This is a genomic window from Streptomyces acidiscabies (genome assembly GCF_020010905.1).
Taxonomy (GTDB): Bacteria; Actinomycetota; Actinomycetes; order Streptomycetales; family Streptomycetaceae; genus Streptomyces; species Streptomyces acidiscabies.
In genome coordinates this window covers 1,253,175-1,278,264 of record NZ_JAGJBY010000002.1, presented here as the reverse complement: position 1 = coordinate 1,278,264, position 25,090 = coordinate 1,253,175, and the positions used below count along the sequence as shown (strand labels likewise).

At 71.1% G+C, this 25,090-nt stretch carries 19 protein-coding genes; 2 read left to right on the top strand and 17 right to left on the bottom strand.

The window, feature by feature from the left end:
• Window positions 1-204 precede the first annotated feature (204 nt).
• From J8M50_RS32725 to J8M50_RS32665, 12 genes are all read right to left on the bottom strand, one after another.
• Window positions 205-768 (bottom strand): phage tail protein, encoded by a 564-nt coding sequence (locus tag J8M50_RS32725; RefSeq protein WP_010353284.1) that lies wholly within the window; start codon window positions 766-768, stop codon window positions 205-207.
• Window positions 769-811: 43 nt separating this feature from the next.
• On the bottom strand, window positions 812-2,782 hold the full coding sequence (locus J8M50_RS32720; RefSeq protein WP_010353285.1) for a putative baseplate assembly protein: 1,971 nt from the start codon (window positions 2,780-2,782) through the stop codon (window positions 812-814).
• The gene (locus J8M50_RS32715; protein WP_010353286.1) at window positions 2,782-3,204 is read right to left on the bottom strand and encodes a GPW/gp25 family protein; all 423 of its coding nucleotides are present in this window, start codon (window positions 3,202-3,204) and stop codon (window positions 2,782-2,784) included. Before J8M50_RS32715 ends, J8M50_RS32720 begins: the two co-directional genes overlap by 1 nt.
• Entirely contained in the window at window positions 3,204-3,521 is a 318-nt protein-coding gene (locus J8M50_RS32710; RefSeq protein ID WP_010353287.1) for a PAAR domain-containing protein, read from the bottom strand. The genes J8M50_RS32715 and J8M50_RS32710 overlap by 1 nt, the downstream gene beginning before the upstream one ends.
• 21 nt (window positions 3,522-3,542) lie before the next feature.
• Window positions 3,543-5,369, bottom strand: coding sequence for a VgrG-related protein (locus tag J8M50_RS32705; RefSeq protein WP_010353288.1), 1,827 nt, complete (start codon window positions 5,367-5,369; stop codon window positions 3,543-3,545).
• The gene (locus J8M50_RS32700) at window positions 5,366-6,085 is read right to left on the bottom strand and encodes a CIS tube protein (RefSeq protein ID WP_010353289.1); all 720 of its coding nucleotides are present in this window, start codon (window positions 6,083-6,085) and stop codon (window positions 5,366-5,368) included. The genes J8M50_RS32705 and J8M50_RS32700 overlap by 4 nt, the downstream gene beginning before the upstream one ends.
• Window positions 6,086-6,121: 36 nt before the next feature.
• On the bottom strand, window positions 6,122-6,547 hold the full coding sequence (locus tag J8M50_RS32695) for a phage tail protein (protein WP_010353290.1): 426 nt from the start codon (window positions 6,545-6,547) through the stop codon (window positions 6,122-6,124).
• 23 nt (window positions 6,548-6,570) lie between these two features.
• Window positions 6,571-6,912: a hypothetical protein gene (locus J8M50_RS32690; protein WP_010353291.1), complete on the bottom strand. Its 342-nt coding sequence runs from the start codon at window positions 6,910-6,912 to the stop codon at window positions 6,571-6,573.
• A gap of 3,145 nt (window positions 6,913-10,057) precedes the next feature.
• The gene (locus J8M50_RS32680) at window positions 10,058-10,216 is read right to left on the bottom strand and encodes a DUF6760 family protein (RefSeq protein WP_010353294.1); all 159 of its coding nucleotides are present in this window, start codon (window positions 10,214-10,216) and stop codon (window positions 10,058-10,060) included.
• Window positions 10,213-10,734: a hypothetical protein gene (locus J8M50_RS32675; RefSeq protein ID WP_010353295.1), complete on the bottom strand. Its 522-nt coding sequence runs from the start codon at window positions 10,732-10,734 to the stop codon at window positions 10,213-10,215. Before J8M50_RS32675 ends, J8M50_RS32680 begins: the two co-directional genes overlap by 4 nt.
• Window positions 10,731-11,171, bottom strand: coding sequence for a phage tail protein (locus tag J8M50_RS32670; RefSeq protein WP_010353296.1), 441 nt, complete (start codon window positions 11,169-11,171; stop codon window positions 10,731-10,733). The genes J8M50_RS32675 and J8M50_RS32670 overlap by 4 nt, the downstream gene beginning before the upstream one ends.
• 34 nt (window positions 11,172-11,205) lie before the next feature.
• Window positions 11,206-12,747, bottom strand: coding sequence for a phage tail sheath family protein (locus tag J8M50_RS32665; RefSeq protein ID WP_010353297.1), 1,542 nt, complete (start codon window positions 12,745-12,747; stop codon window positions 11,206-11,208).
• A 244-nt stretch (window positions 12,748-12,991) separates the two neighbouring features.
• On the opposite strand from J8M50_RS32665, the gene J8M50_RS49815 reads away from it, so the two are divergent.
• Window positions 12,992-15,154 carry an eCIS core domain-containing protein gene (locus tag J8M50_RS49815; RefSeq protein ID WP_308010573.1) on the top strand — a complete coding sequence of 721 codons (2,163 nt, stop codon included), beginning with the start codon at window positions 12,992-12,994 and terminating at the stop codon, window positions 15,152-15,154.
• A 2-nt stretch (window positions 15,155-15,156) separates the two neighbouring features.
• Here J8M50_RS49815 and J8M50_RS32655 read toward each other — a convergent pair whose 3' ends face one another.
• From J8M50_RS32655 to J8M50_RS32640, 4 genes are all read right to left on the bottom strand, one after another.
• A complete protein-coding gene (locus tag J8M50_RS32655) occupies window positions 15,157-17,352 on the bottom strand; it encodes an ATP-binding protein (protein ID WP_050987395.1) in 2,196 nt (731 codons plus the stop codon).
• Complete coding sequence (locus J8M50_RS32650) at window positions 17,349-18,053, bottom strand: Pvc16 family protein (protein WP_010359445.1); 705 nt, start codon at window positions 18,051-18,053, stop codon at window positions 17,349-17,351. The genes J8M50_RS32655 and J8M50_RS32650 overlap by 4 nt, the downstream gene beginning before the upstream one ends.
• Window positions 18,050-21,205, bottom strand: coding sequence for a DUF11 domain-containing protein (locus J8M50_RS32645; RefSeq protein ID WP_040838349.1), 3,156 nt, complete (start codon window positions 21,203-21,205; stop codon window positions 18,050-18,052). Before J8M50_RS32645 ends, J8M50_RS32650 begins: the two co-directional genes overlap by 4 nt.
• Before the next feature lie 164 nt (window positions 21,206-21,369).
• Window positions 21,370-22,035, bottom strand: a complete 666-nt coding sequence (locus tag J8M50_RS32640) for a helix-turn-helix transcriptional regulator (protein WP_050371069.1) — start codon at window positions 22,033-22,035, stop codon at window positions 21,370-21,372.
• A gap of 222 nt (window positions 22,036-22,257) precedes the next feature.
• Between J8M50_RS32640 and J8M50_RS32635 the strand changes: the two genes are divergently transcribed.
• On the top strand, window positions 22,258-23,640 hold the full coding sequence (locus J8M50_RS32635; RefSeq protein WP_223786364.1) for a COG1470 family protein: 1,383 nt from the start codon (window positions 22,258-22,260) through the stop codon (window positions 23,638-23,640).
• Between the two features lie 690 nt (window positions 23,641-24,330).
• On the opposite strand, the gene nucS is transcribed toward J8M50_RS32635, so the two are convergent.
• Window positions 24,331-25,002: an endonuclease NucS gene (nucS, locus tag J8M50_RS32630; protein WP_010359441.1), complete on the bottom strand. Its 672-nt coding sequence runs from the start codon at window positions 25,000-25,002 to the stop codon at window positions 24,331-24,333.
• Between the last annotated feature and the right edge of the window lie 88 nt (window positions 25,003-25,090).

The following is a 25,090-nucleotide window of genomic DNA, read 5'->3' as shown; positions in this document are numbered from 1 at the left end:
ACGCCCGTGCCCGACCCCTCCGTCGCCTCACTCCCCCCAGGCTCGTCCGGCGTCAGCGCGTCCAAGTCGGCGTCACTCGACCCCCCTCGCCCCACCCTCCCCGTATCCGTACCTTCCGACCAGCCCAAGTACGTCCCACAGTTGCCGCAGAAATCATCCGTCGGCCCGTTGGACGCCCCGCACGCGGGACACGCACGCACGGCGTCACCTTCCTTCGTCGCTGGGTGGGCCGGAGAGGATCTCGACCCGGCAGAGGGTGTGGACCGGGCACATCGCCCGGACGATCTCGTGGACGCGGGCGGCGTCGACGGACGGGGCCCGGTCGGGCCAGACGCGGACGAGGGGGGAGCCGGCGGGAGGCGGGAGCTCGGCGCCGGGGGACGACGACCAGACCGCACCGCCCGCTTCGGTCACCACCGCGTCCACGCCGAGGGCGAGCCGCAACGCCTCGACCAGACCGCGCGCCGTCCCCCGCCACCGGTGGAGTTCGACGGCGCGGGCAACCGCCTCGCGGCGGAGGGCGACCGGCCAGCGGGGATCGTCCTCGGCCCCGACCCAGGACGCGAGCCAGTCGACGAAGTCGGCGGGGGCGACGCGGGGATCGAGGTACGCGGGAAGGTTGTCGAGGGTCGCGAAGACGGGCGCGAGGACGGTGTCGAGCCCGGCGGTGAAGCGCTGCGCGAAGTCGTCTTCGGCGTAGAGGGCGGGGAGTTGCTCACCGATGGGGTACCGGCTGGGGAGTCCGGGTACGGCGGCACGGTTACTCATCTCGGGACCTCCGCCCCAGCCTCAACCCATACCCACCGCACGCTCATCCCCCGACCCCCAACTCCAACTCCGTGACAACCACCTGGTGTTGATACGAGAACACCAACGCCCCCGCCCCCACGTCGATCCGATCCGTAGGTGTCCCCCGCCGCCCCGTGATCGGGTCAGCCGCGAACAACCGCACATCCTCCACCAGCACGTTCCCCGTGGCCTGCTGGAGAACCCCGAAGATCTCCCCGTACTGGACGGGACGCCCGAACGGCCAACCCGTGCCGTCGGGACCGCCGTTGAGGGGATTGAGGTATCGGAACAACGCGTCGAGCGCGTCCTCGCGAACCCGGTCGATCTCCGACGCGGGCGCGGCGAACCGAGCCACGACCGTCACGCCCTGGTACACAGGCGGCTCGACCACCAACCGCGTACCTATCAGGCGCCGTTCGTCGAGCGTCCGGGTGATCGACGTCAACACCTGCTCGGACGGGATGAGTTGCTCGAACCGGAGCCGGTCGTCCCCCTCGTCCGCGACGGCGTCGGGAACGACCAGCACCCGTACGGAACCGACCTCTCCGGCGACGGGGAGGCATCGGACCCGGCGTACGGAGGGCGCGGCCTGCCGGGCGAGGATCTCGTAGTCCTCGGCGGTCACGGCCCGCTCCTGCATCCGCAACGCCCGAGGCGCACGGAGTTTCGCGTTGTCGAGGGTCTCCCCGGCGACGCCCCCGAGCGCGGCCTCACGGTTGATGACTCGGGCGACGTACGGAACGGAACTGCGCAGGACGGAGATGGCACCCCGGGCGACGTTCCCGGCGGGCCCGCCACCCGTGCGATAGCGAACCACCCTGATCTGAGCGCCTTTTGACGGTACGGCCCCGCACTGCCGAAGCGTCCCGTCCGCTTCCCGGAGGACCGGCGGAAAGGTGAACTCCCCGCTGGTGGCGTCGACCCGGACATGCCGATCGGAGGGCCCGGAACTCCCGAAGTGCTCGACGACGTCCCAGCGTTGCCACCCTTCGGCGGAGGACACCTCGACCTCGGGCAACGACCGGTCGAGCAGAATGGGCGGCCGGTCGAGCCGGAAGGACTGCCCGGCGACGCCTTCGGACGTGCCGAGGGGTACGTCGAGAACGGTCTCGGCATGCTCGACGGCCATGGTCCCGCCGACGGTAAAGACGGTCGCCTCACGGACAGTTGGCGACTCGGAGTAGAACGGCTGCCCGGGCTCGGCCTCGGTGACCCGGCACCGGAGCCACCCCGCCCGGGTCCCCCCGATGACGGAGGCGGTGTGCCCGGCGGGCACGTGGACGACGACCTCGCCGGGCCGGTTGAGCCCGCCGGTCGTGTCGGACCCGGTCTCGCACGCCTGCCAACGGGCCCCGTCCCAGGCCTCCCAGACGAGCGGAGGCTGACGGGGGTCGACGCCGATGCCTTCGACGCGGCTGTCGAGATTGACGGCAACGATGCAGCGGGGAACGGCGGTTGGGAGGCCGAACAGCAGCGCGTCACCGGGTTCGGGCGCGGCCTGGAAGGCGGGTACGTCGCCGCCCTCGGCGAGCGTGCGGGTCCGGTCGGTCTGCTCGCCGGTGCGCGGCGCGGTGACGAGCCGGATCAACTCGCTGGGGATGATGCGGAGTTCGTCGACGGTCGTGAAGACGACGGAGTCGTCACTGGTGGAGGTCTCGCCGAGCGCGGTGGTGACCTCGGTGCCGGCGGGGAGGGTGACCGTCTCGGGCTGGGGGGCGGACAGCCAGAAGTCGACGTCGGCGGAGGCGGCCGTCGGCGGGAAGAGGCGGATGTCCAACAGGTCCAGGAACGCTGTGTAGTTCTTGTCCGGGACGCGGTTGAGGCGGTACAGGAGCTGGTCGACCAGGTAGGCGAACGTCTCGATGAGGGTGACCCCGGGGTCGGAGACGTTGTGGTCGGTCCACTCGGGCGCGCGCTGCTGGACGTACCGCTTCGCCTCGTCGACGAGTTGCTGGAAACGCCGGTCGTCCAGGTTCGGGGAGGGGAGGGCCATCAGTCGGCGACCATTTCCTCGGCCCCCTCCTCGGAGGGGATCGTGTAGAAGGGGAAGACCAGGTTGCGCCGGTCGTTGGTGGAGCGTATGGAGTAGTGCACGTCGATGTAGAGGGTGCCGGCCTCGACGGCGTCGTAGGCGACGACGACCTCGTCCACGGCGATGCGCGGCTCCCAGCGTTCCAGGGCCTCGCGGACCTGCTGGGCGATGCGGCCGGCGGTGGCGCCGTCGCCGGGGGCGAAGACGTACTCGTGGATGCCGCAGCCGAATTCGGGGCGCATGGGGCGTTCGCCGGGGGCGGTGCCGAGGACGAGGCGGATGGCCTCCTCGATCTCCTGGTCCTTCTCGACCAGGGCGATGCCGCCGGTGGGACCGACGCGGAGGGGGAAGGCCCAACCCCGGCCTATGAAGCGCTCGTTCATCACACGCCCCCGATCAGCACGTTCATCGCACCCATCACGATCGTCGCCCCGCACGCCGTCTTGTCGCGGGCCTTCGCGGCGGGCAGCCCGCCGATGAGGACGACGCCCGAGGTCAGCCCGGCCGGGTTGGGGATGACCACGTTCGCCGGGCCCAGCGCCAGGTGCGGCGGCATCGCGCACGTGTGCAGGCTGCCGACGACGGCTGCGGGACGGCCGCCGATGAGGACGGTCACCACGGACCGCGCGGCGGCGGGCGGCGGTGTGGCGATCACCCCGCCGTGGTCGGTGGGGTCACCGGTACGGGCTGCGGCCGGCATAGAACTCTCCTTCAGCACAGGTCAGTTGATCCGGATCAGCTTCGCCTTGAGGACGCCGAGCAGACCGCCGTCGATGGTGACGCCCGTGGTGCCGTTGACGCTCACGTTCCGTCCGTCGATCTTCACGCCGAGCTGGCCCTTGATGTCCACGTTCCGCCCGGACACGTTCACGTCGCCGCGCCCGGCGTCGAGGGTGATGCCCTTGTCGTCGAGGACGACGGACGTCAACTTCCGTTTCCCGCGCGCGTACACGGTCAGCTCGATCCGGTTGCGCCGGTCGTCGAGGAAGACTTCGAGCCGCTCGTCGGCGGTACGCAGCCGGAGCCCCGAGGGTCCGGGCGCCCGCGCGTCGAGGAGTTCGACCCGATGCCCCGAACGGGACACCACGGAACGCCGGTTGACCTTCCCGCTCGACTTGTCGACCAACGGGACGTCGTGCGGGGAGGGTTGGTCGACCCCGTTGTACAACCCCCCGATGACATAAGGGCTGTCGAGCAGCCCCTGTTCGAAGCCGACGAGCACCTCGTCGTTGACCTCGGGGCTCACCACGCCGCCCCCGCCCTTGCCGCCCCACTGCACGGTGCGCACCCAGTCGGTGACGTAAGTGTCGTCCAGCCAGGGGAACTTGAGCCGGACGGCGCCCCGCTCGCCGCCCGCCGGATCGCGCACGTCGGTGACGACCCCGATCGCGAGCCCCGGCATGCGCGGCCCCCGCGAGGGCGCGTTCGCGCCGGTGACGAGGCCGCTGAGGGAGCGGTCGGGGCTGGTGCTGACCCAGACGGTCGTCCGGTAGCCGCCGTGCGGTTCGATGACGTGCTGGACCGCCGACGGCGTGTACTTGCCGGAGAACGCCTTGCCGACGTTGCCGAGCGCGACCGGCTTGCCCACCCGCAGCAGGGGGTTGCCCTCGGCGACGACCTCCAGCTCCGCGAACCCGGCGCTGACGTGATCGGCGACGGCGTCGGCAACTGCCTTGGTCTCGGCCAGAGTTCGGTACGGAGTGTCGGTGACCGTCAGCTTCGCCGTGCCGAACTTCGCGGCGGAGGACGGCGCGAGACCCGGGAGCACGGTGTCGCTGACGACCGAGGGCTTCGGGGACACCAGGGGTTTCTTGTTGGTGACGTCCCACCCCCGCACCTCGACCTGGGAGGCGCCGTCGGCCGTCGACAGGGCGGCCCGCAGCGTGAACAGGTTGCGGGGGTACTCCAGGACCAGCGGGTTGTTGACGGCCGAGGTGGACGGCGCGGGTGCGGCGGACGCCTTCTTCGGCTTGGTGAACTGGAGCAACCCCTTGTCGTCCACCCGGACTTGGCAACCGCTCTCGGCCGCGAGGAACTGGAGGAAGTCCCAGTCGGAGACGTTCGCCTGGGAGAGCTGCTTGTAGGTGATCGGCGCGGCCTGGACCGTCCCGACGGCCAGCCCGGCGCTCGCGGCGACCTTCCGGACGATCGCCGAGGCGGTCATGTTCCTGAACGCGACGACTTTACGGCCGCGTTGGAGCCGGTGCTCCTTGGAGTAGGCGCGCACGACGGTGAACGACCCGGTGCTGTCCCGGTCGATCTCCAGCGCGGTCACCTCGCCGTTGAAGAGCCGCTCGCGGGCCTGCCCGGAGACGGTGACGACGGACACCTTCAGCGGCGTACCGATGGTGATGTTGGTCGCGGTGAGGAACTCGTGGTCGGGGTCGCGGACGGTGATGACGGCGGCGTCGGGCAGGCCGACGTTCTCGTCGACGACACAACTCACCACCTGCGCGGCCCAGGTGGGCGGCAGTTCGCCGGGGGTCTCGATGACGGGGTCGGCGGCGAAGGCCCGTCCGCCACGCTCGCCCGATCCTGGTCCGCTCACTGTTCCTCCTCCGCGCCCGTGTCCCGCAGTCCCGGCACCACGAGTTCGGTGCCGGGGACGAGGGCCATCGGGTCGTCGATCCCGTTCGCCTCGGCGATGGCCCGCCACGCCGTCGCGTCGCCGTACTCCCGCCAGGCCAGCATGGCGAGGCTGTCACCGGCGACAACGGTGTGCGTGGAGCGGGCAGTTCGGGAGCCGGACGTCGGGTTCTGGCCCGCCGGGTCGACGGACGCCTCCTCGATCGTGAGCGAACAGGTCGCCCGCAGGGGCGTGCCGTCCACGTCGAAGAGGGTGTACGAGACGGAGAGGCTCGACAGCACCCCGTCGAACGACGTCGTGCGCGCCGAGCCCCACTCGAACCGCACCCAGGGGCTCGCGGGCTTCTTGCGCCCGAGGCTCGTCGGCGTCGGCACGCACGCCTTCATCAGCTTCTCGACGGCCTGCTCGACGGACTTGTCGTGCTTGGCGGTCGCGTCGAGGAACACCTCAAGGCTCAACGTACGCGGGCCACTTCCGACGAACTCCGGCAGCGCGGACTGCCCGGCCATCCGGGACGGCGTACGGCGCCACTCGGTGGACTTGCTCAGTTGCAGCGTCGAGGGGTTGAACTGGAGGTCCAGGCGCGCGATGGTCCCGCCGGGCTTGGCACCGACGGCCGACGGTGGTTCCTTCAGCGTCAACTGGGCCCTGACGCGGCTGGATCGGGCGGAAGCCATGCCGAACCTCCTTTCTTTCTAGGGTGGTTGTGCGATTCAGGAGGGCCGGAGCCCTTGGTGGGCGATCTCCAGCGTCTCGACGGCCGCCGACGAATCAGCCGGGTCGAAGGACGGCCCCTGCCAGCGCACGGGCACGATCCCGAACACCTGCCAGCTGATGATCTTGCTCAAGTCGGGCCGCAGGGCGACGATTTCACCGTCCTTGGGCTCGACCCGCCGCAGCGTCTCGTCCAGCCACCGCGCGATCTTCGCGGTGTCGGCGGTCACCGGCCGGGTCAGCGTGATGTTCGTCCACGTGACCCGGCCGGGGAGCTGCCAGGTGAAGTCGTTGTTCCCGCCCTCGGCGTACGTCTCCATCTCGACCTCGGCGCCCATGCCCGAACACGTGTGGAACGCGCCCAGATCATTGCCGCCGATCGCGAGCCGGAAGTACACACTCGTCGCGAAAATGCTGTCCGTCATCCGTCCGTCATCCGTTCCATGCCTCAGCGGCGACCGTCATAAGGGCGCCCCGTACGGTCCCGCCCGCGCCGCAACTCGGTACGCAGCAGCCGGGACACGGGATCGATGAGCCGCCGGGCGAGATCGTCGAGATCGGGATCACCGGCCCCGCCCTTACCGTGCGCGGCAGCGGCACCACCGGCCTCCTTCGCGGGGCTCCGCTGCACATCGGCCCGAGGCGCCGGCGCCTTCACCGCAGCCGCGTCCCGCTGCACGGCGGGAGCCTTGGCGGAGACGGTCCGCGCAACAACGGGAACGGGCGGAGGCACGACCGCAGGCGCGGCGTCCACCTGCGGCGCGACGGCGGGAAGGGGCCGCGCGGGCACGATCCGGGGAGCGGGCTCCTGCTGGGGAGGGGCGGGCCGGACGACGGGGACACGCTGAACTGGGGCGGGCCCGCGAGGGGTTGGGGCGGGTGAAGTGAAGGCAGACGGCGCGGAAGCGGGCGACGCGAAGGCGAGCGAGGCGGAAGCAGGCGGCGCGGAAGCGGACGGCGCGGAAGCGGACGGCGCGGAAGCGGACGGCGCGGAAGCGGACGGCGCGGAAGCGGACGGCGCGGAAGCGGACGGCGCGGAAGCGGACGGCGCGGAAGCAGGCGAAGTGAAGACGGGCGAGGCAGGAGCGCCCGGCGTCGAAGCGGGCGACGCGGAGGCGGACGACGCGGAAGCAGGCGGCGTGGAAGCGGGCGAAGTGAAAACGGGCGAGGCAGGAGCGCGAGGCGTGGAAGCGGGCGACGCGAAGGTGGGGGAGGCAGAAGCAGGCGATGCGGAAGCGGACGGCGCGGAAGCGGACGGCGCGGAAGCGGGGGCTCGTTGTACGTACGAGCCTGAAGCCCCCGACCCCGACCCCGACCCCGACCGCGCACCCGGCGCCGCCGCCCCCTGGGCCCGCTGCACGGACGCCGGTTCACTCCCGGTGGCGTTGGCCCAACGCGCGGCGACAACAGGACGACGACTGGAAGCCGGAGCAGCAGAGGGCGCCATGCCTTGTGCGGTAAGGGTGTTGAGGGCGAGGGGCCGGGAAGGAAGCAGGGGCAGAGCGCGGGACGTGAGATCAGCGGGCGCACGATTGACGACCAACGGCCCGACGGGGCCTCGGGATTGCCGGTGCCCGGAGTCCTTGATGACAGAGTTGTCGGTCACGGATCGGGCTACGACGACGGGAGTTGGGGCCCCCGGCGTCGGGGTACGGCGAACCCCGGGCTTGGCAGCACTCCGGGCGCCAGCCGAACCGTACGCATCCTGCGCCCCGGGCCCGTCAGCAAGAGCCCGAGCAACAACCACAGGCCCAGGAGCACCGCCCCCACCGGAAGCGACAGGACTGGCGGCCGGAACGACGACGGACCCCTCACCGGAGTTACGAACAGACGCAGTTGAGGCTGTCGCCCCCTGCGAACCACTACCGTCGGCCAAGGCCCGAGCAACAACAACGGGCCCCGGACCACCGGGTCCAGCATCCCCGGCATCCCCCGGAGCAGCCGGAACAACAACCGCACCTTGAGCACGAGTTCCTTTGGAGCCCGAGCCACTGTCGGCACCCGCCGAACCGCGAACACCACTCTGCCCAGCCCCAGTCGATGCCTCAGCCCGCTGAACGACACCACCACCGGAGTCACCCTCACCCGAAGCCCGAGCAACAACAACCGGCCCGGGAGCACCAGAACCCCCCGGCGCATGGACCCCGGCAGACCCGGACCCCACCTCGACCGGAGTCACAACAATCCCGGACTCCCCACTCCCCTGCGGAAGTTGACGCCCAGCCTGAACACCACCACCCGAATCTGGACGCCCGGACGGCGCACCACTCCCGGAAGATTGATGACCGGACGGCGCACCACTCCCCGAAGCTTGACCACCGGACGGCGCACCACTCCCCGAAGCCGGAGCACGCTGCACAACACCCGTCCCGTCCCCGGCGCCCCCGCCCCGCGCAACCGTCCCTCCCCCACTCCGAGAAGACGACGAACGCACCCCACCCTCATCACCCGCACCCGACCCACCGACAACGGCCCCCGAACCCGCCGCCCGCGACGACTCACGCCCCGCCCCCTCAACCGCCCGAGCAACAACAGGCGTACCCGGCACGGCAGTACGAGACTCCCCCGCCACCCCAGAACGCCCTTCCCCTGGCACGGCAGCACGACCCTCCACCCCCGCCCCACGACCACCACTGTCCCCAGCCCCCCGCAACGGCACAACCAACGGCGCCGCATCCGCCACCGACCCCCCACCCGAAGCCTCCACACCCCCCGCAAGCCGACGCTGAACCCCACCTTCCCCAAGCAACGGCGCAGCCCCAGCCCCAACAGCTCCCCCACGCCCCGCACTCCGCTGAACCCCAGGCACCTCAGCACTAGCAGGCAACGAACTCATAGGAGCCCCCAACCCACCCCGAGCCCGAACCCCCGAATCCCCACGCACCACAGGAGAGTCACCGGAACCCCCCTCGTGGGAAGCCACACCCTCCGCTTGCCGCTGCACAACAGGCAGACCCGGACCGCTCCCGCCCTCACCCCTTCCGCCACTCAAAGGCGCATCCGGCGTCAGGGGTATGGCATTGGCAGGCAACTCCCCCAACGGCGCCCCCAGCGAACCCAGTTCACGCGAGGCAGCGCGTTGCACGGCCCGCTCGGAGGAAGGCACCGAAGTCGCAGAACCCAACGCCACAGACCCCGAGCCCGGACTCGAACCCAAGCCCTCTCCCGCACCCGCACCCGCACCCGCACCCGCACCCGCCCGAACAACAGCAGCCACCCGCCGCACAGGCCCCCCAACCCGCCGAGCCACAGTCAACGAGGCCCCAGCAGCCCGCACTTGAACAGGAGCCCCACCGGCAGCCGGCCCCACTCCCGAGTCCCCACCCCCATCACGAGCCCCCGCCCCCGAACCACCCGCACCCGGAACCACAGCAACCCGCCGCACCACCGGAACCGAAACCCCACCCGCCGCCCCGCGAACAGCCCCAGCCCCCACCCCCGCCCGGCCGGAATGCACACTCTCTTGAACCCGCTGCACAACCGGAGCCCCAGAGGCCCCCACAACAGAACCCCCCTCAGACCCAACCTCCCCCTCAGCTCGCTGCACAGCCCGCAACAACAGGGGCCCACCCTCAACCGGCGCAGACCGAGGCCCACCCACCCGAGCAACCCCCCGCACCAACCCCCCCGGCGCAGAAGGCAACACAGAATGCCCCAGCCCAGAATCAAAGGACGGATCCTGCCAAGAAGCCAACCCAGACCGAAACGTCAGCCCATCACTAACCCCAAGCGGCGCCCGAGAAACAGTGAGCAAAGGCGGCGAGGTACGCCGCCACCCCCCATCCCAGTCCCCGGGCAGCACAGACCCACCCGCCGCAGCTTCACCGCCCCCCACGGCTGAGCCCTCAGCGGAGCCCCCCGCATCAGACCCTTCGACGCCGGACGATCCCTGCGCAACGGCCCGGCGCCCCAGCCAGTCCCGCCACCCCATCTACTCAACCGCCTTCATTGACACGCGTGTTGATCCGAGCGATCTCAGCAACCCACTGCCGCCGCTCATCATGCGTCAGATCGAGAATCTCCTCGCGCTGCCAGTGGAAGTGATAGGCGACGTACGCGATCTCCTCCCGGAGCCGGGGAAGCGCGTACGTCACGATTCCCCCAGGCGCCCACCCGAGAGGTCGACCTCGAAGCCGCCCTCGCAGTGCGGACAGGTGACGGCCGCGCGGGTGTGCCCCTCGCTGTTGATGCGCCGGTAGAAGTCCTGGAGGAAGGCGACATCGGTGGCGTACATACGCTCGACGACGCCCGCGTGCACATCACTGATCGTGCCGAGCCGGGTGATGACCTGGCTGAGCAGCACGACGCTGAGATACGCCGGGTTCTCCTTGACCCGCAGGTCGATCTGCGGACGCAGCTCGTCGCGGGCGGTGGCGAGCCGCATCACGCCGTACCGATGGACGGTGCCCGCCTCATCGACGTACCCACGAGGCAGCTCGAACTCGAACTCGGTGCGCAGACCGGTGTCTTGAGCGGCAGCCCGGACCGGCGCCGGAGCGGGCACGGCGGCCTGCTCCGGCGAGTGCGAGTGCGGCTGCGTCTGACCTGCCGCAGGCGCGGTCGCCTGGAGGATCTCCTCCAGGTTCCCGGCCGTGACCGTACGTCGCCTCATTCGACGATGATCTCCTCGAACACGATCGTCACGGACTCGGTGGCCGCGGCCGACTCGCCCGCCTTGAGGGAGGGACCCTCCCACTTGGACGCCCAGCCCTGCATGAGCTGGATACGGCGGACCGTGTTGCCCTCGGTGTCCTTGATCTCGATCGTCAGGTTCTGCCGCGCGGAGTTGACGGCTCCGTTGTTGAGCGTCTCCTTGATCCACGAAGTGAACTCGCTGCTCTGGTCGAGCCCTCGGGTGATCGTGATCTCGCCGGCCTGCCGGGCACCCGGCTGCTTGCGGATGATCTGCTTGCCCTCGGCACTGACCTGGCGGACCTCGACGACCTCTTCCTCGACGGTCAGCCCGCTGATCTCCTGGATGGACTCCACGAGATAGCCGCCGAGCTGTACGCCGAAGACGTGGGTGGAAAGAGCGTCACCTGTTGCCATGGCTGTCTGTCAACCTTCCTGTTCAGCCCGCGAGTTACTCGTCGATGAGGCTGGTGCTGTCGGAGAACTGGGCCAGCCGGAAGATCACGAACTCGGCGGGCTTGACCGGCGATACGCCGATCTCGCAGACGACGCGCCCCTGATCGATGGACTCCTGGGGGTTGTTGTCGCGGTCGCACTTCACGTAGAAGGCTTCCTCGGCCGTGCGGCCGAACAGCGCGCCCCGGCGCCACTCCTCGGTGAGGAACGCGGTGACGTTGCGCCGGATCGAGGACCAGAGGCGGTCGTCGTTGGGCTCGAAGACGACCCACTGCGTGCCCAACAGGATGGACTCTTCAAGGTAGTTGAAGAGCCGCCGCACGTTCAGGTAGCGCCAGGCCGGGTCGGACGACAGGGTGCGCGCACCCCAGATCCGGATGCCGCGGCCGGGGAAGGCGCGGACGCAGTTGACGCCGATCGGGTTCAGCAGGTCCTGTTCGCCCTTGCTGAGCTTCAGTTCGAGGTCGACCGCGCCGCGGATCACCTCGTTGGCGGGCGCCTTGTGCACGCCGCGCTCGGCGTCGCTGCGCGCCCACACACCGGCGACGTGACCGCTCGGCGGGACGGTGGTGTTGCGCCCGACGGCCGGGTCGAAGACCCGCACCCACGGGTAGTACAGGGTGGCGTACCGCGAGTCGTAACCCGCCTCGTCGTTACGCCAGTTGCGCACCTGCTGCGCGTTGAGCCCGGGGGGCGTGTCGAGTACGGCGACCCGGTCGCCCATCTGCTCGCAGTGCGAGATGACGGCGAGCTGTACGGTCCGTACGCCCTCGTCGTCGATGTCGCCGCGCTGGTAGGCGCTCATCAGGTCGGGCACGGCGACCATCGTGATCTCGTCGATGGTCTCCAGCCCCCCGAACCCGGTGCGGGCGGCGGCGTCGCCGACGTACTCGGCGGGGTCGAGGCGGGCGACGGCGCCGTTGGCGGACGGCGCGGACGGCGCGTCCGGTACGGCGAGGGTCGCGCTCGCGGGCCGGGTCTGGGCGGCGCCGCGCTGCTCGGTGACGTCGATCAGCTTGGAGGCGCGGGCCTGGGTGACGAGGTAGCCCTTGACGTTCTTGCGCGAGGACGCGTCGTACGTCTCCGCGACGTCGCCGTTCCTGCGGACGAGCAGCTTGAAGCGGTCCTCGGGCGGGTTCTCGCCGTCCGCGTCCGCGACCTCGACACTCACGCCGGTCACACCGGGCTTGGCGGCGACCAGGAAGCCGCCCACCTCGACCGGCTCAACGGCCTTCGGCCGGGCGGGAGTCGACCCGCCGCCGTCGCTCTCGGCGGCGCCGCCGATGCGCACGATGTACGCGGCGCCGCCCCCGTTGGAGAAGTACCCGTACACGGCGAGGGACAGGTACGTCCCCTCGACGAACCCGCCGAACAACTGGGTGTACTGGTCCCAGCTGGTCACCAGCGTCGGCGTATGGAAGGGCCCCTGCCCGGCGAACCCGACGAACGCGGCGACGGCCGTGCCGACCCCTTCGATCGGTCGGGCACCGGACTGCACCTCCTCCACGTACACGCCCGGGGTGAGGTACGTCGGCATGCTGGCTCCTTCGCGTTCCGTGCGGGGTCTGTGCGGGACGTTCTCGCGGGCACCTGTGCCCAGGCCGATTGTGCTGGCGGGAGGGCTGGGGCGGCAGGGGCACGAGACCACACCCGAGGGCAGTCCCACTGCCTTTCCGGACCGTCCGCACGCCCCTCGCGGACTCCCCCGGAGACCTGGACGGCCCCCCGCGCACGGCCCACCCTGATCGCCTACCGTCCGACACCCCGGTAGGAGGCAGCGGATGCGTACGTCCAAGGCGCACGACGACCAGAGCGAGGCCCCGCCGCAGTCCGCCGCCCGCCGGGAGGCACCTTCCGCCGGAGCCGACGTACCGCCGCCCCTGACCGCCGACATGCTCCGGGCGGCCCAACGCGGCGCGGGCAACGCGGCGGTGGCCGCGATGATCGCCCGCCGCGCCCGTCCGGCCGCCGACCTGGAGCAGCCGGACCAGCAGCAGGACCCCGGCGTCCACAAGGTCCTGGCCTCGACGGGCAGGCCCCTCCCGGCGCCGGTCCGCAAGGACATGGAGGCCCGTTTCGACACCGACTTCTCCGACGTACGGCTGCACACCGGCCCCGCCGCGGCCGGCTCGGCCGACGCCATCGGGGCCCGCGCCTACACCTCGGGCAGCCACGTCGTCCTCGGCGCGGGCGGCGGCGACCGGCACACCCTGGCGCACGAGCTGACCCACGTCGTCCAGCAGCGCAGCGGGCCCGTGGCGGGCACCGACCAGGGCAACGGGCTGCACATGTCCGACCCTTCGGACCGCTTCGAGCGCGAGGCGGAGGCGCACGCGCACCGGGTCATGTCCCGTCCGGCACCCGCCCACCCGGCCGGTGAGTCCGCGCGGAGGGAGAGCGGCGGGCCGGCGGGGAGCGTGCAGCGGATGGTCTCCGAGGAGGAGGCCGCACCGGATCCGGGGACCTCGGCGGCCTCCACCTCCGCGACAGCCGCCACCTCCGCGACGGCCACGACCAGCACGGCCGCCCCGGCACCCCCCGCCCCGGCCCCCGGCCCTCCTCAGCCGCTCCAGGAGGAGAACGCGAAGCGAGTGGGGCTGGAGGTCGAGATCACCGTCAATCTGGAGGAGCCGGCCTCGGCCGCCGGTCCGTCGTCCGGCCCCGCCGCCGCGAGCGGGGCGTCGAGACCCGCCAAGAACGCCACCGTCAGGAACGGGGCTCTGCTGGCCCAGTCGGGCGAGCGGGAACTGGGGCTGCCCGTGGTCAAGTTGGAGGTCGAGGGCATGGACCGCTCGGGCGGGACACCGTCCATGGAGGTGATCTACGGCCCCTTGCCGCGCGCCGAGTACGCGTCCCAGGACTTCGTGCGGGCCCGCCAGGGTCTGGTGGCGCAGTTCCGCACGGTGGCCGGGCAGTCGGTGCCGTTCAGCCAGGTCATCACTGCCTACAACAGGTCGCTCACCGGTGGTGCGACGCGCTACCGGCTGACGCTGAGCACCCTGGGCAGAAGGATGACGACTCTGCGGACGCGAGCGGTCAACGAGAACATGCAGACCAATATCTCCGTCCCCTACGCCAAGGTCGGCGCCGCTCCCCCGCCACCGGAGGCGGCGTCGTCCTCCGCCGCCGGGGGCGGTCGGGGGCGGGGAGGTCCGGCCGGTCGGGGCGGCCGGGGCGCGGGCGGCGGGCGGGGCGGCGCGACCCGGGGTGGCCTGGCCCGGGGTGGCGCCGGTCAAGGGCCGCCTGCGGGCCGCGATTTCGCCGACCTGTTCGAAGGCAGCCAGCGCAGGATGTTCGAGGCCGCCCGCGCGGCGGCCAACACCGTCACCGATGCCCGGATCGGCGGCCGGCCCCACCTCGTCTCGCTCCTCACGCAGGTCATGTTCCAAGAGGCGATGTACGCCGTGCACCGCCTCACGAGAGACACGGCGAGCGACGTGGCCAAGCAGCACTTCCACGTGATGATGAAGACGAGCCCTCAGGACGTCGTGATGGCTGTCCTCACCGACCAGGAGGCGCTGGACCTCCTCGACTGGCTCGAAGCGGCGGCGACCAGCACCGAGGCGGCGCAGAAACTGAACGCGGGTGCCACCGCGGCGGCGGCCGAGCGCGGGGGAGCCCGCCAGAACGTCACAGTGAACGTCGAGGACCTGAAGACCGCCCTGCGCAAGCGGCGGGACACGGCCAAGCAGCAGCTGGAGGTACGGCCCAAGGGCGCCACGAACGACCACTCCTCCCAGACGTTCGACTCGACGAACCAACCCGCCGGGGAGCTGCGGCACTTCCACCCGAGGGCCAGCAACCGGCTGCCGATCACCGAGGAGGGCGACGCCCGCACCCCTCACTTCGTGGTGGAGGAACGCTCGGCGGGCCACTTGCTGAACAACCCCGCCACCAACCCGGCCGACAAGCAGAGGTTCCTCCGGGAACTCCAGGAGAGGTGACCTCAGGCCCCCAACGCCTCCGCCAGATACGGCCCGAACTCGCTCTCCAGCACCAACCGGCCCAGCTTGCGGTACTCCTGGGCGATCGCCGTCACCAACTGCCGCATGGTGAGCGGCCCTTCGGACTCCGCCGCGAGGTACGCCGCCGTCACCGCGCAGGCCCGGATGGAACCCCCGGCCAGCTCGAACCGGTCGGCGCAGAACGGGAGATCGAGGTCGTCGGCCCGGGGGAGGCGCTTGCCGAGGCAGCGGTCCCAGAGGTCGAGGCGGTGTACCGCGTCCGGGACGGGGAAGTCGGCGACGACGTCCAGGCGGCGGGTGAACGCCTCGTCCAGGTTGGCGCGGAGGTTGGTCGTCAGGATCGCGATGCCGTCGAACGACTCCATCCGCTGGAGGAGGTACGCGGACTCGATGTTGGCGTGCCGGTCGTGCGCGTCCTTCACCTCGGACCGCTTGCCGAAGATCGCGTCGGCCTCGTCGAAGAGGAGCACGGCGTTGACGGCGGACGCCTCGGTGAAGATGCGCTCCAGGTTCTTCTCGGTCTCGCCGATGTACTTGTCGACGACGGTGGAGAGATCGACGACGTACAGATCCATGCCGAGATCAGCGGCGACGACCTCGGCGGACATGGTCTTCCCGGTCCCCGACTCCCCGGCGAACAGGGCGATCACCCCACGCCCCCGGCCCCCACCGGGCCGCATCCCCCACTGCCCGAGCACCTGATCCCGGTGCCGCGCCCGTACGGCGAGCTCATGCAGCCGACGGTACGTCCCCGGCGGCAACACCAGGTCGTCCCACCCGACACCGGGCTCCACCCGCCGCGCGAGCCGCTCCAGCCCGGCACCGTTCTGGGCCCGTACGGCGACACGGAGATCGTCGGGCCCGACGGGGTGCCCGGCGAGGGCGGCGGACCGCACGGCGACGTCGGCGGCGCGGCGCATCTGCCCGGAGTCGAGCCGGTGAGCGGCGACGGCACGGGCGAGGGCGTCGAAGTCGGGGGTGCCGAAGTCGGGGGTGTCGTGGGCGGGTTGGGCAACGCCCGAAGCCGAGCCGACCCCCCCGACCGCACGTCCCGCACCCGCATCGAGCCCGCCGGCCTCACCTCCCGCGCCCACCCCAAGACCCCCACGCGCCGCCCCCTCCAACGCGTACCGCCACCTCTCCACCTGCCGCTCCACCGAAGCCGCGCCCACCGTCAACACCACCGGAGTCCGCGCCGCCCACCCCGGATCCCACCCGCCCCGGCCATGCACGAAGAGCGGCACCCCCCGCAACGCTCCGCACAACTCCCGCAGCACCCGCCCCCGTTCACCGGGTTCATCGGGCAACGCCTCCAACGGCCCCAGCACAACCCCCGCCCCGCTCAACCGGGCTTCCCGAGCGACGACCTTGGCAAGCACCGGCACATCCCGCCGCCCGAACACCCCCGCGTCCAGCACCAGCGCCCCGACCCCCGCCTCCCGCAACGCCGCGACCGCCAGCCCCTCAACATCCCCGCCCCGACTGCGCAGTTGAACGAACCCCGTCCCCACCGCCTCCGCGGCCACCCGCACTTCCTCGACATCGGCGGTCGGATCCTCCCGCCCCTCCCCCACCACCCCACCGAGCCGCACATCAACGGCCCCGCTCCCCAGCAGATACCCGGTGACCCGATCCGGCACGACCAACACCCGTGACAGAGGCGGCCGTTCCCCCTCGGCGACCTCGATCAACCCGCCCTCGACCAGCGGCGCCCCCGCCCCGAGCCGGAACCGCACAGCCGAAGCCCCCGCGACCCCGCACAACTCCAACGCCAGTCCCACAGTGGGCCGGCGTCGAGTGAGATCGTCGTTCAGGTACCCGTACAACCGCTCGAACCGCGCATCGAGATCAGGCGCGACAGCCACCAGCAACAGATCCAGATCGAGCGACGACAGCCCGAACCGCCGTGCCAGCACCCCGAGTACGGACGAGGCACCCGGCTTCCAAGCCTCGTACGGAGGCACATCGAGCCCACCCACCCCGCCGAGGATCCGCTCCACGGCGTCCGGCGTGAGGTACTGCCCCCGATACGGATCGTCGGGATCAGGATCCCCGGCCCGCCGCGCCGCGACAGCCCCCCGCACCCGCTCCTCGACGAGCAGCAGCCGATCCCACAACTCCTGCTCCCCTCCGGCGCCGCCGAAGCCCCCCGAACGCCCCTCCACCGCATACGTCAAGGCTGCCGATCCCCCCGCCGACGCCGAGCCGGCGCCGCCCCTCGTTCCCTGGGCCCGGAGAACCCGTCGGCCCCCGGATCACTGACTTCCCGATACCGCAACCGGCGTCCGGCCTGCACCTCACCGTCCCCGCTCAGCGCGGCGGACCGCACCACAAGCCCCTCGGTGACAGGCGGCGCGGAAGCCCGGGTCGCCCCGGCCAACGGAGCCCGGACCCGCAGCCCCAACGACGCCTTCAGCTCCCCACCGAGCGCCGACCACACATCGGACGCGGCGGGCCCGTCGAGCCCGGTCCCGGCCGTGTCCAGCGCGACGGTCAGCCCGAGTTCGGCGAGCGACCCGCTCAACATCCGCGCGGGCAGCACATCGTTGGCGACCAGCGTCGTCAACACCTGCGACAGCAGCCGGTGTTCGTCCTGAGGCCGATTGGCCCAGGCGGTCACGAGGTACGTGAGATCGAACCACCGGGGAGGCGACCGCCGGGCGACAAGCTGCCCCTCGTCGTCGTACACCTCCCCCGCCCCGCTCCCCCGCCGGGTCGCGTCCTCGCGGATGTCGTACAGGAACACGCAGACAGTGGGCGCACTGCGCCGGGCGGCCCAGTCCCGGGTGGGCGCGTCGAACACCACGTCCACCCCGGACGCTTCGAGCCCGGACTCCCCGAGCAGCCGCCGCAGCCCCTCATCGACCTCGTGGATCACCGGCGGGTCACCTCGTCCGGCGGCTGAACGGTCCCGAGGACCACCAGGAAGTCGGTGGTCACCGGCGAGAACCCGGGCCCGCTGGCGGTGATGATCCGAGGCCCGGTCTGATCCTTGGCGAGAATCAGGAGCTGCCCGATGAACGTCCCGTTGGCGAGCGGAACAGTCGGCGCCGCAGCGGCCGTGATCCCGGGCTTCCAGGTGAACTTCACCGGCACCCCGGGCGGAAAGTCCTTCCCCCGCACGGAAGTCACGAACCCAGGCTTCCCGATCTCCGGCACGGCGACGATCCGGGGCTGCAAGATCCGCAACCGCTCCCGAGCCGTGTTGTCCCCGCGATCGGCGTCGGTCCCGGTGGTCGTCAACGTCCCGGTGAGCTGAGCGGTGAGCGCCTTGTTCGGGCTCAGCACCACCCGTACGACGGTGCTGGCGCCCTGCGCCAAGTCGGGCAGCGCACAACTCCAGTTGGCGTCGCACCCGGCGGGCGGCCCGTTGTTGGGGATGTTCGCCGGAAGCCCGATCTTCAACCGCAGCCCGGTGGCAAGGGCGTTGCGACCGTTGCGCACGGTGTAGCTCACGACGACCCGCCCCCCGACGTACCCGGGGTTGGGCTGAGCGGTGAGGCTCAACCCGGGCCCGGCCTGGGGCTCAGGAGCCGGAGGCGTGGTAGGCGGCGGGGTGGGCCGGGGAGTCGGCGACGCAGGAGGCGTAGGAGACGGCGTAGGCGTAGGCGTGGGAGTCGGAGTCGGAGTGGGAGACGGCGAAGAGGGCTCCTCCCCCACCGGCACAACGGTCCGCCCCGTATTGTCAGTTGGCTGCGGATCAAGCACCGTCCCGGTGACCGTCCAGTCGATGGGCGCGTCCCCGACGGTGACCCCGGTGACGGTGACCGTCACCCGCACGGTCTCCCCGGGCGGCACCACCCCGACGTTGCACTGGAGCGACGCGGCGACACAACTCCCCCCGGGATAGGTCAGCCCGGTGATCTGCACCCCGGCGGGCGGAGCGACTGTCAGTGTCGTACCCGGCGATGCGGCGGGCCCGTTGTTGACCAGGTCGACCCCGATGGTCGTGGACGTCCCGACGATGACCGTCGGCACGGTCCCGGGCGCCTTGACGGCGAGGTCCACGGACTGCTGGACGCTGGGCTCCTTCTGCCGCCCGTCCAACTGCGAGGTCAGCGCGGTCACTTCACCGCTGGCGATGTCCAACGTCCGCAGCTTCTCGGGGCTGTTGCCGGCGACGGCCTCCCGCGAGGAGAACACCAGCGACTTCCCGTCGGCGGTCCACGCTGCATCGCGCGGCTGGAACGGCCCGGTGAGGGTCGTGTCCGGCAGCTGGGCGGCGCACCCCGGTGCCCCGGCGGGCAGCAGCACCCGGCATCCGGTGCCCGAAAGGGACGTCAGCAGCAGCCCGTTGCGCTCGTCGACGGCCCCGCCGCCGTTCTTCCGGTTGAACGCGATGCTGAGCCCGTCCGGCGAGAACGCCGGGCTGTCGTCGATGACTTGGCAGTTGCCGGGGCAGGCGGTCTCACTCAAGTCCCGTTGCTGGGAAAGGTTGTTCACCGGCACGGTCCAGATGTGCTTGTTGCCGCCACCCCCCTCGATGACCTCGCTGCGGGTGAACGCGAGGGTCGTCCCGTCGGAGGACCAGGTGGGCTGCGCGTCGCGGCCGGTCTGCTCGCCCTCGGGCGGCGTGATCCGCCCGGTGATCGCACCGGTCGTCGCGTCGGCGATGAGGATGCGGCTGGGCTGCCCGAGGCCACCGGGCGAAGTCCGGGTGAAGGCAAGGAACTTGCCGTCGGGGGAGAACGTCGGGTCGGTGTCCCAGTCACTGGGTTCGCGCTCGGCGAGCGGCATGGCCTGCTCGTTCGTGCCGTCCGCGTCGGCGATCCAGATCCGTTCGACGCGGTTGTCAGCGGTCCCCTCGAAGCGGGTGACGACGATGCGGCGGCCGTCGGGCGTGTAGTTCTGCCGTTCCGTCCACGGGTCGAAGCCCGGACCCGGCTGGAACAGCGGGTCCTTGGTGGGGTCGGTGTTGGTGTCGGCGGCCGGATCCTCCTTGAGGATCACCAGGTTGAGGTCGCGCGGGTCGACGCCGTCGGCGCGGACGTCCTGGAGGGTCACGGTGTTCGGGGTCGCGGCCGTCGTGTGCTCGACGATCACGTGACCGCCGTCCAGGGGCCCGTACCAGGTCGGGGTCCGCAGCTCGCGGTCCTCCTGGTTCAGCACGTCGGGTTCCTGGTCGGAGTGCGCGTCGGTGGTGAACAGGTGGTCGCGGTTGCCCTCGCAGTCGCAGGTGATCTCGGGGCTGAGGAAGACCACCCCGTCCCCGTTGGGCTTCCAGGCCACCGAATGGCCGCGCCACTGCGCGTAGTTGCCCGCAAAGAGCGTCTCGTCGCCGCCGCCGTTCGCGTTGACGACCCGCAGCCGTCCCACGCCGTCGGTGGTCGCGGTGTACGCGATCCAGTCCCGGTTCGCGTCGTCGTTCACGGGGTTCCAGGCGGGTTCGGACGCCGTGCCGTTCGCCGCGAAGGTGATCTGGTTCGCGTAACCGCCGCTCAGGGGACGGACGTAGATCTGCGTACCACCCAGCGCGGTATCACTGACGTACGCGATGCGGTTGCCGTCCGGGGAGACCGTCGGGTCCGTCTCGTTCGCGGGGGCGTCGGTCAGTCGCGTCAGCCCGCTGCCGTCCGTCCGCACGAGCCACAGATCCCGCTGCGTCGTCCCCGCGTCGAACACCACGGACCGGCCGTCCGGCGTCAACTGCGGATGTGCCGCGTCCATGCCGGTGGTGAGCTTGCGTACGGTGCCGTCCGCCGCGCGCAGGTAGACCTGCGGGGTCTTCTCGTCGCGCAGGCTCGTGAACACCAACTGGTCGCCCAGCGCGGAGGGTTGGGTGTCGTAGTGGACGGCGCCCCCGCCGAACACCGGGGTGCTGGAGGTGGGTGCCTGCACGTCGCCGAGGCTGCGGTGCCGGGTGCCCGCGTACGCGACCCGGGTGTCCCCGGCGGCGGTCACGCCCACGCCGGGTTCGGCACTGCCCTGCCCCGAGGCGGCCGTCAGTGTGAGCAGCGGGATCAGCAGCAGCAACGCCGCTCCGATCCTCCCCGGGCGCCAGCGCCCTCCCGGGCCGGCGGTGCTCGTCAAGGTCCACCTCACAGTTCGGTACGACGCGGCTCTCCCGCCGCCAGCCTGCTCCCACCGCCCTCGGCCGCACCAGGGCCTGGCAGCCGTACCCGGGGGAAACTCCCCCTGCGCTTTCGGGCACCGCACGCGTACCGGGCCGCCGGACCGGCCCGTCACGCGTGCGGTCAGATCAGCCCGTTGCGCAGCGCGTAGCCCACCGCGTGGGCCCGGTTGCGCAGTTGGAGCCGGGTGGTTATCTCGTGCAGGACGTTCTTGACGGTGCGTTCGGAGTACGACGTCTTGCGCGCGATCTCGGCGGTGTCGAGCCCCTCGGAGACCAGGCGCAGCATGTCCGCCTCACGCGTGGTGAGCGTGGACAGCGAGACGCCCCGGGGATCGAGCGCCGCCCGCTGCAAACTCCCTACGTGGGTGAGGAGTTCACCCAGCAGGTCGCCCGGCAGGACGCCCTCGCCGTTGGCCAGGGCCGTGACGAGGTGGACGAGCCGGTCCTGATCGGCCTCGGTGCGGCGCAGGACCGCCGTCACCCCGCACTCGACGACGCGTTGCAGCGCGCCCGAGCCGAGGGTGCCGACGACCAGGCCGGTACGGGTGGCGGTGTTGTGGCGCAGCCGCTGGAGGAGGGCGGCGACGTCGTCGTCGACGGAGTCGACGACCACCAGCGAGATGTGCGCCGTGTCGGCGTCCGCGTCGTCGACGAAGGCGACCTCGGGCCGTTGGCGTAACTGCTGGACGACACCGACGCGCAGGACCGGGTCGGCGGCGTACACGGCGACCGTCACCGGCCGACGGGGGCCGGTTCTCCGGTCCGGGTACTCAAGGGCGGAAGACATGGCAGGGCTGTTCTCCTCTGCGCGCGGCGTGTGGGAGGTGCGTGGTCACTGGTTCGTGGGGGAAGGGTGACAAGGGCATCGCGGTCGCGGAAGGCGTGGCGTCTAATAAGTGGGGAGACATCGACGGCTCCCCTCTGCGGTCACCGCGCGGGCACCGCGACTGCCCGGACACTGCCCTCGCGCCCCTCGCGGCTCGCGTGTACGCGTCCCTAGCGTGGTCGGGTGACCCCTTCTCCAGCCTCTTCCGGTCCCGGTGCGCCCGGCCTCGACATCCCGGTGGTGACGGTCGCGCCCGGCTCCGTCGCCACGACCACCCTGACCGTCCGCAACGACAGCGACATCGTCGAGGCGTACAGCCTGGAGGTCGTCGGGGACTGCGCCGCGTGGAGCGCCGTCGAGCCCGCACGGGTCTCCCTGTACCCGGGGACCTCCGAGACGGTGACGATCACGCTGTCGCCGCCGCGCTCCCCGGAGATCCGGGCCGGTGAACGCCCGTTCGCGGTACGGGTGTTGCCCGCCGAGCACCCCGAGGCGGTACGCGTCCCCGAGGGGATCGTCCGGATCGAGGAGTTCCACGAGCTGGAGACCGAGCTGGTGCCGAGGCGCCGGCGGGGCTGGCTGCGCGGGCGCTACCGGCTCGCCGTCCGCAACCAGGGCAACACGCCGGTGCAGGTGGAGTTCACGCCCGGCCAGGCCGGCGAGGACCTGGGCTTCGCCTTCACCCCCGAGCGCCCGAAGCTGGAGCCCGGCGAGTCGGCCGAGATCGGTCTGAAGGTCCGCACCGGCAAGCCCGTGTGGTTCGGCTCGCCGGTCGTCTGGCCGTTCACCCTGACGACGACGGAGGTCGCCCCGGCCCCGGCCGACGCGACCGAGCCGGGTACGCAGGAACTGCCGCGTACGGAGGACGACACCGTCCCCCGCGCGCCCCTGGACGCCGAGTTCGTCCAGATCCCGATCTTCCCCAAGTGGCTGCTGGCCCTGCTGGCGCTGCTCATCGCCCTGGTCCTGCTCTGGTTCACCCTCGTACGCCCGGCCGTGCGCAGCGCGGCGAAGGACGCGGCCAAGGAGGCGGTCCAGCCCCGCCCGGCCCCGACCTCCGGAGCGACCGCGGGCCAGGGCGCCGGCGCGGCACCGGGCGGCGGCCAGGGAGCAACTCCCGGCCAGGGCAACGGAAACGGCCAGGCCGGCACGGGCACCGGAACAGGTACGGGCACCGGCACGGGCACGGGCGGCGGAACCGGCGTCGGCGAACAGACCTCCCAGACCATCGAGGTCAAGTCGAACGCCGGGCAGACCGTCCCCGGCATCTACACGGTCCCCGCGAACACCGTCTTCCGCGTCACGGACGTCGTGCTCGCCAACTTCCAGGGCGACGAAGGGGTGTTGACCTTCTCCTTCGGCGACCGCAAGATCACCACCATCGCGCTGGAGACCTTCCGCAACCAGGACTACCACTGGGTCACCCCCATCGAGATCCCCGCGAACGACACCGTGACCGTAGAGGTGACCTGCGCCAAGCCAGGCACCCCGGCCACCGGCCGACGCGCGGCAGGCTGCAACGAAGTCCTCAACGTCAGCGGTGTGCTCACCCGTACAACGCCGTAACCGGAGCCACACCTCGGTTCATTCTCGATCGGTACAGACCAAACACAAAACCCTACGCACCCTTTAAGTCCAAAAATCAACAACTCCGGTCCGAAAAGAGACTCCTGACGCCCACTGATACGGCTGTGGCACCAGCAAGGCTTATCAGTTGGATTAGCGAATCGTAGTGATCCTGTGGCAGGGTGCCACTCGCACGCCCGGCGCCCAGGCGACGTCGGGCACCCTCCTCGGCGAGGTCGTGAGACCTCACCGATCAGCGTCCGGAGGGACGTGCCACGAGGGCTGACGGTTCCGCCGTCCAGCACCAGGGCACGAAGACGATCGGCTCACATCCCTGAGCAACACCAGGGATCACTAAGTCGATCAGAGACGCTCCCCACAGCCACCATCACAGAGCCGCCCCCAGGGGGCCCGACGTGATCAAGACGTTTCCCAGAACAACGGGAAGCAGCAGACACCACAGCCACGACGGCGGGTGGGCCGCGTACGGCGGGGAGCGGGGTGCCGGGGGTGCGGCGCAGCCCGTCGCTTACGAAGACCACAGACCACGGCTCGGTCTACCCCACCGGCCAACACCACCCGCGACGGGCTCGCCGCACCCCCGGCACCCCCGACCCACCCACACACATCCGGCGCGCCCGCAGGGCGGAAGAGGCGCCGAGCAAACCCCCGCCGGCGCCCCCAACTCCCTCAGAACAACCGCAACTTGTCGTCCTGGATCCCCCGCAGCGCGTCATAGTCCAGCACCTGACACCCGATCCCCCGATCAGTGGCCAGCACCCGAGCCTGAGGCTTGATCTCCTGCGCAGCGAAAACCCCCCGCACAGGCGCCAAGTGAGGATCCCGGTTGAGCAGTTCGAGATACCGGGTCAACTGCTCAACCCCGTCGATCTCCCCCCGCCGCTTGATCTCGATCGCGACAGTCTGCCCCTCCCCGTCCCGGCACAGAATGTCGACGGGCCCGATGGCGGTCATGTACTCCCGCCGGATCAGCGTGTACCCCTCCCCCAACGTCTCGATCCGATCCGCGAGCAGCTCCTGGAGATGCGCTTCCACGCCGTCCTTGATCAGCCCGGGATCGACCCCGAGCTCATGGGACGAGTCATGGAGGACCTCCTCCATCGTGATGATGAGCTTCTCGCCCGCTTTGTTGACGACGGTCCAGACACCGGAGTCGTCCCCGGACCCCTCTTTCAACGTACAAGGCGGGGACATCCAGTTGAGCGGCTTGTACGCCCGGTCGTCCGCGTGGATGGACACGCTGCCGTCGGCCTTGACCAGGATCAGACGGGGCGCGGAGGGCAGGTGGGCGGTGAGGCGGCCCGCGTAGTCGACGGAGCAGCGGGCGATGACGAGACGCATGGGCAGCAACGCTACTCGACACAGGGGCGGCGGTGTGAATCGCCCGTCACAAGCCCGCCGGAACACGACCACGTCCGGTCGTACGCGG